This is a genomic window from Streptomyces sp. NPDC056480, assembly GCF_042795405.1.
Taxonomy (GTDB): Bacteria; Actinomycetota; Actinomycetes; order Streptomycetales; family Streptomycetaceae; genus Streptomyces.
In genome coordinates this window covers 10,835-21,829 of sequence record NZ_JBHTSA010000134.1, presented here as the reverse complement: position 1 = coordinate 21,829, position 10,995 = coordinate 10,835, and the positions used below count along the sequence as shown (strand labels likewise).

General features: G+C 72.1%; 9 protein-coding genes. 4 read left to right on the top strand and 5 right to left on the bottom strand.

What is annotated here, in order from left to right:
- Positions 1–50: 50 nt before the first annotated feature.
- From ACFQ79_RS35080 to ACFQ79_RS35070, 3 genes are all read right to left on the bottom strand, one after another.
- Positions 51–902, bottom strand: coding sequence for an FG-GAP repeat domain-containing protein (locus tag ACFQ79_RS35080; protein WP_383590931.1), 852 nt, complete (start codon positions 900–902; stop codon positions 51–53).
- A gap of 136 nt (positions 903–1,038) precedes the next feature.
- Positions 1,039–2,016, bottom strand: coding sequence for an FG-GAP repeat domain-containing protein (locus ACFQ79_RS35075; RefSeq protein WP_383590928.1), 978 nt, complete (start codon positions 2,014–2,016; stop codon positions 1,039–1,041).
- Positions 2,017–2,192: 176 nt separating this feature from the next.
- The gene (locus tag ACFQ79_RS35070) at positions 2,193–3,134 is read right to left on the bottom strand and encodes an NADP-dependent oxidoreductase (RefSeq protein ID WP_383590926.1); all 942 of its coding nucleotides are present in this window, start codon (positions 3,132–3,134) and stop codon (positions 2,193–2,195) included.
- Positions 3,135–3,374: 240 nt separating this feature from the next.
- On the opposite strand from ACFQ79_RS35070, the gene ACFQ79_RS35065 reads away from it, so the two are divergent.
- Both ACFQ79_RS35065 and ACFQ79_RS35060 read left to right on the top strand, forming a co-directional pair.
- On the top strand, positions 3,375–4,940 hold the full coding sequence (locus tag ACFQ79_RS35065) for a substrate-binding domain-containing protein (RefSeq protein ID WP_383590924.1): 1,566 nt from the start codon (positions 3,375–3,377) through the stop codon (positions 4,938–4,940).
- 119 nt (positions 4,941–5,059) lie between these two features.
- Entirely contained in the window at positions 5,060–7,021 is a 1,962-nt protein-coding gene (locus ACFQ79_RS35060; protein WP_383590922.1) for a serine/threonine-protein kinase, read from the top strand.
- Here ACFQ79_RS35060 and ACFQ79_RS35055 read toward each other — a convergent pair.
- On the bottom strand, positions 7,018–7,926 hold the full coding sequence (locus ACFQ79_RS35055) for a LysR substrate-binding domain-containing protein (RefSeq protein WP_383590920.1): 909 nt from the start codon (positions 7,924–7,926) through the stop codon (positions 7,018–7,020). The two genes, ACFQ79_RS35060 and ACFQ79_RS35055, sit on opposite strands and share 4 nt — an antisense overlap.
- Before the next feature lie 101 nt (positions 7,927–8,027).
- Here ACFQ79_RS35055 and ACFQ79_RS35050 point away from each other — a divergent pair, with 101 nt between their 5' ends.
- Entirely contained in the window at positions 8,028–8,858 is an 831-nt protein-coding gene (locus tag ACFQ79_RS35050) for an oxidoreductase (RefSeq protein WP_383590919.1), read from the top strand.
- 64 nt (positions 8,859–8,922) lie between these two features.
- On the opposite strand, the gene ACFQ79_RS35045 is transcribed toward ACFQ79_RS35050, so the two are convergent.
- Positions 8,923–10,206 (bottom strand): adenylosuccinate synthase, encoded by a 1,284-nt coding sequence (locus tag ACFQ79_RS35045; protein ID WP_055600217.1) that lies wholly within the window; start codon positions 10,204–10,206, stop codon positions 8,923–8,925.
- Between the two features lie 142 nt (positions 10,207–10,348).
- Here ACFQ79_RS35045 and ACFQ79_RS35040 point away from each other — a divergent pair.
- On the top strand, positions 10,349–10,995 hold a 647-nt coding region (locus ACFQ79_RS35040; protein ID WP_383590917.1), incomplete at its 3' end, for a diacylglycerol kinase.

The window sequence follows — 10,995 nt, the reverse complement described above, 5'->3', positions numbered from 1 at the left end:
GAGCCCGGGGCCGCCGTCATGCGGTCACCACGCAGGTGGGACGGGTGCGACTAGAAGAGGTTGAACTTCTGGAAGCCGTGACCGACCTTGGTCGGAGCCTTGAACGGCGCCGCGGCGTTACCCGTGCCGAGGTAGCGGAAGAGGTCGCCGTTCGACTTGCGGGCGAGCAGGTCCGCCTTGCCGTCGAGGTTGATGTCACCGGTCGACACCAGACGGTCGTACGCGTTCCAGCCGCCACCGATCTTCGTACGGCCGGCGAAGGGGGCCTTGTAGTTGCCCGTGCCCTTGTAGAACCACAGGACGCCCGTCTTGTCGCGGGCGACGATGTCGGCCTTGCCGTCGCCGGACAGGTCGCCCTGGCCCGCGATCTGGGTGTAGGCGTTCCAGCCGCCGCCGACCCGCACGCGGGGCGTGAGGGTGCCGTTCGCGTACGAGAGGTAGCTCCACAGCACGCCGGACTTGTCGACACCGAGCAGGTCGGCCTGCTGGGCCCCGCCGATGGTGCCGGGCGAGAGGACCGTGGTGTAGATGTTCCAGCCCCGGCCGACGACGCTCGAGTCGATGTCACCGCTGTCGGGCGAGTAGAAGTCCAGCCGCCCGTTCTTGTTGACGGTCCACTCGGCCTCGCCGTGACCGTCGTTGTCGTTGTCGGCGACGACGATGTCGGAGATGTCGGAGACGTCACCGAGCGGGCCGATGGTGTCGATGTCGTTGCCGATGGGGTACCAGACCTGGAGTTCCCCGGTCTGCTTGTTGGCGCCGTACAGCTCGAAGGTGGGCTGCACCGGGGCCTCGGCGGTGCCGGCGGCGGAGGCCGTGCCGGCGATGGTCGCGGTCGCGACCGCGACGGCCGTGGCGACGAGCGTGCCCTTGAGCGCACGACGACGTCGAATGGTAGTCATCAGGTTCCCCCCTGGGACTCTTCGGCGGCGCACTTCACACGCCGCTGATCTTGAAATCTTGCCACAGTTGTTCGAAATTTGGCTAAATTTTGAAGAACCGGTGAGCATGATGTGGAGACGCTCAACCGGCCTGCGCCTAGAGCAGGTTGTAGATCTGGAAGCCGTGGCCGATCTGCACCGGCTTCTGGAAGACGGCCTGCGCGCTGCCCGAGCCCGAGTACCGGAACAGGTCGCCGTTCGGCTTGCGCGCGATCAGGTCCGTCCGGCCGTCGGCGTCGAGGTCGCCGACCGACAGCAGCCGGTCGTAGACGTTCCAGCCGCCGCCGATCTTCGTACGGCCCTCGAACGGGGCCTTGTAGTCGCCCGTGCCCTTGTAGAGCCACAGGACGCCGGTCCTGTCGCGGGCGACGATGTCGGGCTTGCCGTCACCGGACAGATCGCCCTGGCCCTCGACCTGGTCGTACTGGCCCCAGCCGCCGCCGACCCGGGTGCGCGCGGTGAGCGAACCGTCCGGGTAGGCGAGGTACGACCACAGGACACCGGCCTTGTCGACGCCGATGAGGTCGGCCTCCTTGGCGCCGCCGATGCTGCCGGGCGAGAGGACCGTCGTGTAGATGTTCCAGCCCTTGCCGACCTGCTTGGAGCGCTGATCGCCGGGGCCCTCGAACCAGTTGTACCTCAGGGTCCCGTCCTTGTGGAGGAACCAGGTGCCGTCGCCGTACCCGTCCTTGTCGTTGTCGACGTCGATCACGTCGGCACTGTGGTCGAAGGTCACCTCGACGGGGTAGCGGGGGCGGAAGCCGCCCTCGCGGTCGGCGAAGTAGAGGTACAGCTCCTTCGTCTGCTTGTGGACGGCGTTCATCGAGAAGGTGGGCGTCTCCACCGGGGCGTCCGCGGCGGCGAAGGTGCCCGCGCGCCGGGCATCCCCGGTCTGGGGCCCGGCCTGGCGCTCGGTCTGGCGCTCGGCCTCGGCCGTGGCCGTGGCACGCGCCCGGTCGGCACCGGCCGGGTCGCCGGAGGCGAAGGCGGTGCCCGCGGTGGCGGCCAGGGCGATCGAGGCGGCGGTGGCGGCGAGGGCGCCGCGCAGGGCACGCCGACGTCGGATGGCGGTCATGAAGGTTCCCCCCTGGGATCCACTCGGTTCGTCTACGGGCTCGACGGCGGGCGCATGGTCGTGTGCCGCCGGAGGCCAGAAGCCTCTCACGAGGGTGCGACAAGGCCCGGACCAGGGGCCCGGGCCTTGTCCCCGTGGAGCCAGGGGGGTACCGCGCGAGGGAGGGGCGCCCCCTCTCAGATCAGGAGCACGATCCGCCCCGGCCGGTGGCCCGCCTCCGCGCGGCGGTGGGCCTCGGCGACCTCCTCCAGCGGCATGACGTCGGCCACCCGGGTGATCAGCTCGCGGTCCGCCACCTTCTGCAGCGCCTCCTTCAGCCGGGCGGCGTCCGGGCGGGCCCGGACGGCCTCGACCCGGATGTTCCGCTCGGCGGGCGGAATCCGGTCGGGAGCGATCGCGACGAAGACCCCGTCGTCCTTCAGGAGCGGGAGGAGCCCCTCGCCGACGAGCGCGCCGTCGAAGATCCCGTCCACCGGCTCCGGGACCGCCTCGGTCACCCGGGCGCGCACCTCCTCCGGGGTGCCGCGCGGGACGGCGTGGTCCGCGCCGAGGATCTTCAGTTCGCTCTCGTCGCCCTCGTGGGCGACGGCCACGACCCGCAGTCCGGCCGCATGGGCGTACTGGACCGCGAAGCGGCCCACCACGGCGCTCCCGCCGGTCACGAGCAGCGTCGCCCCCGCCGGGAGCGCGAGGCGGTCGAGGCCCTGCTGCGCCGTGTCGGAGGCCAGCGGGACGGACGCGGCCACGGTGAACTCCACGTCGTCCGGGATCACGGCCAGCCACTGCGGATCGACCCAGATGACCTCGGCGTACGTGCCGTCGCCGGTCAGCAGCTCGTACCAGGGGATGTGGCCGGCCACACGGGTCCCGGGGTCCATCCCGGGCGCCGGGTCGAGCAGCCTTCCCGCGAAGTCCGTGCCCAGGACGAACGGGGGCTTGAGGTCGCCGACCGCGTCGGCGTACCGGCCGGCCCGGATCCGGAGATCCGCCTGGTTCACACCGGCGGCCTTGAGCCGCACACGCACCATGCCCGGGACTGCCCCGGCCTCCGGCTCCGGCCGTCGGGCCATTCTGAGGACCTCGGGTCCGCCGTAGGCGGTCACTTCGACGACACGCATGGGGTTCTCCTCAGACTGAAGGCCCCCTCGTGGCCATTACACCCACGCTCCACACCCCCGGCAACCTCTGATGACCCGCCCGCGCAGCGCCCGGCCCCCGGAGGGGCCATGCCGGGGGACGGGGCCGCCCGGGGGACGGGGCCTGCCGGGGGACGGGCTTCGTTGGCGGAAGCACGAACTCCAGGTGGCGGGACGCGACGTACCCGCCGTAACCGCACACACGTCCGTACCGTCGCGCGGGTGGACTGGCTTACCGCTGAGAACATCATCGCCGTGGTCACCGCACTGGTCGGTGTCCTCGTCTCGATCGCCGCCATCTGGGTCCAGTGGTGGGTTCCGCGCCGGCGCCGGATCGGCTACCGCGTCCAGCTCGACACCTCCATCGGCGCCGGAGCCGCGGCCAGCAGCGCCATGACCGGCCCCGGCGCGACCGTACGGCGCGGCTACTTCGACACGAACCAGGATCTGACCGACGCCACCATCGTCCTGCTCCGCATCGAGAACGACGGCGGCCTGGCCATCGGCGGCGACGACTACACGGACGGCGGCACCACGGGACTCACCGTGCGGTTCGCCCACCGGGACGGCGGCACCGGCCCCGGCCGTCAGATGAAGGCGATCGTGGTGACCGCCCCCGACCACCCCGGGCTCCTGACCCACTTCGACGCCGCCTGGCAGCCGACCATGGGAGTCGGCTCCATCCGGCTGCCCAAGGTGCCGCTCAACCGGGGCGCCCACTACAAGCTGCTCGTCCTGCTCACCGGCGGGCCGACGGGCACCCCCGTCACCGTCGAGGGCACCCTCGACGACGGTGTCGTCCACGTCAACCACAGCACGACCCCCGACGACAAGGCGCCCCTCTTCAGCCGGGTCGCGCGGACCGTCACCCTCACCCTCACGCTCTGCATGATCGCCCTCGCCGTGATCATCGTCCGGGAGCAGACCCCGCCGCCGATCGGCTGCGCCAAGGGGAGTCTCACGGTCACCGGGTCGACGGCCTTCGCACCCGTCGTACGGGACCTCGCGAAGAAGTACGAGAAGGACTGCGAGGGCGCGACCGTGAGCGTGGAGGCGCACGGGTCGACGTCCGGGATACGGCGGCTGGCCGACGAGGGCGCGAAGAAGGCCAAGGGCTCCCCCGCGGTCGTCGCCCTGTCCGACGGGCGCAAGCCGGGCGGCTTCCCCGAGCTGCGGGAGAGCATGGTCGCCGTCTCCCTCTACACCCTCGTCCTCAACGACGACGTGCCCGTCGACAACCTGACCCTGGACCAGATCCGCCGGATCTACCGGGGCGAGATCAAGAACTGGGGCGAACTGGTGCCCAGCATGGACCTGCCGATCCTGCTGGTCAGCCGGGACGCCAACTCCGGCACCAGAGAGGTGTTCCAGCGCCGGGTCCTCGGACGCAACGAGCCCGCCAACTCCTCCCTGGACTGCCGGACCAGCAACGACCCCGAGTCGCCGGTCATCCGCTGCGAACTCGACTCCACGGAACAGGTCCTGTCCACGGTGGCCAAGCTGCCCGGCGCCATCGGCTACACGGAGGTGCGTGAGGGCACCGGCCTGAAGGGCCTGCACCGGGTGGCCGTCGACGGCCGCAGACCGGTCCTGGACGAGCTGGGCGAGTCGAGCTACCCGTACCGGGAGATCGAGTACGCCTACACCTGGCGCGAGCCCGGGGCCGACTCGCTGACCGCCAGCTTCCTCACCTATCTGCGCTGGGGCAGCGGCCAGGACATCATCCGCGCCCACGGGCACCTGCCCTGCTCGACGCCGAAGGGGCTGAAGATCTGTGGCGAGGGCTGACCGCGCGCCCGGCGCCGCCGGCCTCCGGTCCCGGCGGGCGGGGGCCGGGGACGGACGCCCCTGGTCCGGCATGCGATCGGTAGGGACTGCCGACCCCCGGTCTGGCATGCTCTGACGACGTGGATCCATTGAACGCGGAAGACCCGGTCAGCATCGGCCCGTTCCGTCTGCTCGGCCGCCTCGGGGTCGGGGGCATGGGCCGGGTGTTCCTCGCGCGTTCGGCCGGCGGACGGACCGTCGCGGTGAAGGTCGTGCACGCGGAGCTGGCCGCACAGGAGGAGTTCCGGCGCCGGTTCGCCCGCGAGGTCGCCTCCCTCGAGCGGGTCGGCGGTACGGGCACCGCGCCCGTCCTCGGCTCGGACACCGCGGCCGACTCGCCGTGGGTGGCGATCGGCTACGTACCGGGTCCGTCGCTGCGGGCCGTGGTCGGCGACGAGTTCGGGCCGCTGCCGCCCGCGACCGTGAAGGCGCTGGCCTCCGGCCTCGCCCGCGCCCTCGTGCACATCCACGCCGCCGGACTCGTGCACCGCGACCTCAAGCCGTCCAACGTCCTGCTCACCGTCGACGGGCCGCGGATCATCGACTTCGGCATCGCGCGCGCCGTCGACACCGTCGCCGACGGCGGCAATCTGACCACCACCGGCGCGGTCGTCGGCTCCCCCGGCTTCATGTCGCCCGAGCAGGTGCGGGGCGACCGGCTCACCCCCGCGTCCGACATCTTCTGCCTCGGCTCGGTCCTGGCGTACGCGGCGACCGGCCGCTCCCCCTTCGGGACGGCGGACAGCGGCGTGCACGCGACGATGTTCCGGATCGCCCACGACGAGCCCGACCTGACGGATCTGGCGCCCGAGCTGACCGGGGTGATCCGGGCCTGTCTCGCGAAGGACCCGGCCGCGCGGCCCTCGGCCGCCGAGATCGCGGAGACGCTGCCCGTCCCCGACCCCTGGCTGCCGGCCGACGTCCTGGCCCGGCTCGGCCGGCACGCGGCGCGGCTCCTGGAGGCGGAGACGAAGAGCGCACCGGAAACGGGGAACGCGGCCGACGGTCACGGTGCCGGTGGCGGCGCTCGTGCGGGCGGCGGTACCGGTGGCGGCGCTGGTGCGGGCGGCGGTGCCGACGGCGACCCGACCCCGCCCACTCCCCTCCCGTCCACCGCCTCCACGGCGCCCCAGCCCCGGCCCCGGGCCGGACGCCCGCGCCGGACCGCCCTGGCCGCCGGGCTCGCGGCCCTCGCGGTGGCGGCCGCGGCCACCCTCACGTACACCTTCTGGCCCGACCCGGACACCGGCATGGACGACCAGAAGAACCGGGCCCCGAGCGGCACGGGCAACGTCGCGGCCCGCCCCGCCGGCATCGTCCCGGCCGCGTTCCTCGGCGCCTGGGAGGGCGTCATCCAGGGCTCCCAGGACCACCCGCGGGAGACCGCCCGGTTCGAGATCAGCCAGGGGGCGGCGGGTTCGAAGAACGCCGTCTACGTCCAGGTCGCCGAGAACCGCCTGTGCATGGGCCGCTCCCGGCTCGTCTCCGCCGACGAGGACAAGGTCGTCCTCGGCGAGTCCGACGTGACGACCAGCGTGCCCGCCCAGCGCTGCGTCCCCGCCGCCCACCAGACGCTGACGCTGCGCTCCCCCGACGTCCTGGAGTGGACCTCGGGCACGGCCAAGGCCACCTTCCGCAAGGCCCCCAAGGGCACCGAGGTCGTCCCCGCCCGCTTCCTCGGCCGCTGGACACGCATCCCCGCCCCGGAGATCTACGGCGAGAACGACGAGCGCTACACCTCGCAGGTGACGATCACCCAGGGCCCGGTCGGCGCCCCCGTGGTCAGCGTCCTCGACGGCTATCCGCGCACCGTCGACGGCGTGCTCATGGACGAGGACTGGTCCTGCGGCACCACGGCCGTCCTCGCCGGCGTCGGCAACCTGCTGATCATCGGCCCCGCCACCCGGGACACCAACGCCTGGGACCGCGAATGCCAGGAGGGCCTCTCCCGCTACCTCCTCGTCGACAAGCTGAACGGCAAGGACCGGCTCCTCGTCTACCCGATGCTCGACGGCGAACCGAACGAGTACCACCGCTCTTAGGCGCCGGACGGCCCCGCCCGGCCCGCCGCCGCCTCGGCGTACGCGCGGACCAGGGGGCGGGTGTCGTCCGCGCGGTGCGCGAGGACGAAGTGGCTGGGGCCGATCCCGTCGACGGGGCGGGTGACGACGCCGTCGCGGGCGAGGAGCGGCGCGTTGCCGGCCGCGACCAGGCAGATGCCGAAGCCGCCGACGAGGGCCTCGTACGTCTCGTCGGCACTGGCGATCTCCGCGCCGACGACCGGCGGGCGGCCGCCCCGGGAGTCCAGCGCCAGCCAGTGGTCGCGCAGTTCGGGACCGGTGGCGGGCAGGGCGAGGAACGGCTCGTCCAGGAGGTCCGCGAAGTCGAGGCGCTCGCGGGCGGCCAGCGGATGGGTCTCCGGGAGGGCGACGAGCCGGGGCTCGGCGGCCACGACGACCCAGCGGAAGCGTTCCGCCGCGGGCAGCGGCAGCCAGACGAACGCCACGTCGCTCGCGCCGTCGGCGAGTCCGGCCGTCGGGTCCTCCCACCCCACCTGGCGCAGCTTGAGCACGGCCTCCGGGTGGGCCTCGGTGAAACGGGAGCGGATCGCGGGCAGCAGCCCGCCGCGCCCCGGACTGGTGGACATGCCGACGACGAGCGTGGACCGCTCGGCGGCGAGGGCCCGCCGCACGGCCCCGTCCGCCTCCTCCCAGGCGGCGAGCACGGCACGGGCGTGCGGCAGCAGGGCCGTACCGGCGGGGGTGAGGCGGACGCCGTGCCGGTCGCGGTCGAAGAGGGGCGCGCCGAGCTGCCGCTCCAGGGCCCGGATCTGCTTGCTGAGCGCGGGCTGGGAGACGTACAGCCGCTCGGCCGCACGGGTGAAGTGCAGCTCCTCGGCGACGGCGACGAAGTACCTCAGGTCACGCCCGTGCACGTCCATGGTCATCACCATGAGCTATCACAGCAGGTCTTGGACCGGCAACGGCCCTGTGACACAGGCTGGTCGAGACGCAGCAGCGAGGACGAGAACCAGGAAGAGGGATCCCCATGAGCAAGGTCTGGCTGATCACGGGCGCCAACAGCGGTTTCGGCCGTGCCTTCGCCGAGGCGGCGATCGCGGCCGGCGACATCGTGGTCGCCGCGGCCCGCCGCACCGAGACCCTGGACGATCTGGTCGCGGCCCACCCCGACCAGGTCGACCCGGTAGCGCTCGACGTCACCGATCCGGCGGCGGTCGACACCGTCGTCGCGGAGGTCGCCGAGCGCCACGGCCGCATCGACGTCCTCGTCAACAACGCGGGCCGCACACACGTCGGTTCGGTCGAGGAGACCTCCGACGCCGAGCTGCGCTCCCTGTTCGACGTCCACGTCTTCGGCCCCGCAGCGCTGACCCGCGCGGTCCTGCCCCACATGCGGGCCCGCCGCTCGGGCGCGATCGTGCAGCTCAGCAGCGTCGGCGGACAGATGTCGATGGCCGGATTCGGCGCGTACAGCGCGACGAAGTTCGCCCTGGAGGGCATGTCGGAGGCGCTCGCGGCGGAGGTGCGGCCGCTGGGCATCGACGTCCTGATCGTCGAACCGGGCGCCTTCCGCACGAGGCTCTTCGGCAACCACAGCCTGAGCGGCGACGGCATCGCGGACTACACGGAGACGGTGGGCGCGACCCGCGCGTTCGTGGAGACCGGCGGCGGTCTGCAGGAGGGCGACCCGGCGAAGGCGGCGGCGGCGGTGCTGGCCGCGCTGAACGCGGACGAGACGCCGCTGCGGCTGGCCCTGGGGGACGACTCGATCGACACGATCCTGGGGCATTTGGACCAGGTGCGGGACGATCTCAGGACCTGGGAGAAGGTCGGCCGCGACACGAAGCTGACCGTGTAGTGCCGACGTCCCGTCGGGCCCCCTCCCCCGGACTCGATCCGGGGGAGGGGGCCCACTCCGGGGACTACAGGAACGAGTTGATCTCGATCGTCTCGGTGCGGCCGGGGCCGACGCCGATCGCGGAGATCGGCGCGCCCGACATCTCCTCCAGCGCCTTCACGTACGCCTGCGCGTTCTTCGGCAGGTCCGCGAAGGTCTTCGCCTTGGTGATGTCCTCGGACCAGCCCGGCAGCATCTCGTAGATCGGCTTCGCGTGGTGGAAGTCGGTCTGCGAGTACGGCAGCTCCTCGACGCGCTTGCCGTCGATCTCGTACGCGACGCAGACCGGGATCTGCTCCCAGCCCGTCAGCACGTCGAGCTTGGTGAGGAAGAAGTCCGTCAGGCCGTTGACCCGGGTCGCGTAGCGCGCGATGACCGCGTCGAACCAGCCGCAGCGACGGTCACGGCCGGTGGTGACACCGCGCTCGCCGCCGATGCGGCGCAGCGCCTCGCCGTCCGCGTCGAAGAGCTCCGTCGGGAACGGGCCGGCGCCGACACGGGTCGTGTACGCCTTGAGGATGCCGATGACCCGGCTGATCTTCGTCGGGCCCACGCCGGCGCCGGTGCAGGCGCCGCCCGCGGTCGGGTTCGAGGAGGTGACGAAGGGGTACGTGCCGTGGTCGACGTCGAGCAGCGTGCCCTGGCCGCCCTCGAACAGGACGACCTTGTCCTCGTCGAGCGCGTTGTTCAGGATCAGCGTGGTGTCCGCGACGAACGGCTTGATCTGCTCCGCGTACTGGAGCATCTCCTCGACGATCTGCTCCGCGTCGATGGCACGACGGTTGTAGAGCTTGGCGAGGAGCTGGTTCTTGCCCTCCAGCGCCGCCTCGACCTTCTGGGTGAGGATCGACTCGTCGTACAGGTCCTGGACCCGGATGCCGACGCGGTTGATCTTGTCGGCGTAGGTCGGACCGATGCCACGGCCCGTGGTGCCGATCTTGCGCTTACCGAGGAACCGTTCCGTCACCTTGTCGAGGGTGACGTTGTACGGGGTGATCAGGTGGGCGTTGCCGCTGATCAGGAGCTTCGACGTGTCGACGCCGCGCTCGTTCAGTCCACTCAGCTCGGAGAGCAGGACCGCCGGGTCGACGACGACACCGTTTCCGATCACCGGGGTGCACCCCGGCGAGAGGATTCCGGAAGGGAGAAGATGCAGCGCGTACTTCTGGTCGCCGACGACGACGGTGTGGCCGGCGTTGTTGCCGCCCTGGTAGCGCACTACATAGTCAACGGATCCACCGAGGAGATCGGTGGCCTTTCCCTTGCCCTCGTCACCCCACTGAGCACCGAGCAGCACAAGTGCGGGCACAGGCGTACACCCCTTCCGGGTGGGGCATGTCCAAGGTCAGGGGCCGAGGCCGCCTCACCGGTGTGCCCCGGAATAGACGAAGCCCCTGGCGCAATAGCGCAAGGGGCTCTTGCACAAAGATGCTACCCGAGGAAGGACCGAGGTGTCGGATCACGACCAGCTGCTGGTCATTGTCGACCCGGTCGCCCGCCGAAGTGACGGCGAGTCCGTACGGATCGCGAAAGATGTACTGTCCGCGGGCGCGGAGGCGAAGATCTGCCTGCCGGACAGTCCGGAGGAATTCACCCGCGCCCTGGCCAGGCGCGGCTCCCGCCGCCCCGTGGTGCTCGGCGACGACCGCGCGCTGCTGCGTACGGTGGCCCTCCTCCACCGGGAACGGGAGCTCGCCGCGGGCGCCCTCTCCCTCGTCCCGATCGGGCCCCCCGACGCGCTGGAACTCGCCCACGCCCTCGGCGTGCCGCGCTCCACCCCGGCGGCCGCCCGGGCCGTCCTCGACGGGGCCGTACGCCGCCTCGACCTGCTGGTCGACGACAGCGACGGCGTCGTCCTCGGCGACCTCCAGGTGCCGGCCTCACCGGCCCTCACACCGGCGTCCGCGACCGTCTGGGGCACCTGCCGCTCCCTCGTCCGCACCCTGGTCCGCCCGGCCCCGACGGCCCTCGCGGTCCGCACCCACCGGCTGCGGGTGGAGGCGGACGGGGTCCTGCTCACCGATGTCGACACCCCGCTGGAGAGCCTCACGGTCCGCTCGGCCGGCGGGGCGGCCGAGGTGGTCGTCCACCCCTCGGC

Coding starts and splice junctions, on each gene's coding strand:
- ACFQ79_RS35080 (WP_383590931.1), bottom strand. CDS start 902: ATGACTACCATTCGACGTCGTCGTGCGCTCAAGGGCACGCTCGTCGCC.
- ACFQ79_RS35075 (WP_383590928.1), bottom strand. CDS start 2,016: ATGACCGCCATCCGACGTCGGCGTGCCCTGCGCGGCGCCCTCGCCGCC.
- ACFQ79_RS35070 (WP_383590926.1), bottom strand. CDS start 3,134: ATGCGTGTCGTCGAAGTGACCGCCTACGGCGGACCCGAGGTCCTCAGA.
- ACFQ79_RS35055 (WP_383590920.1), bottom strand. CDS start 7,926: ATGACCATGGACGTGCACGGGCGTGACCTGAGGTACTTCGTCGCCGTC.
- ACFQ79_RS35050 (WP_383590919.1), top strand. CDS start 8,028: ATGAGCAAGGTCTGGCTGATCACGGGCGCCAACAGCGGTTTCGGCCGT.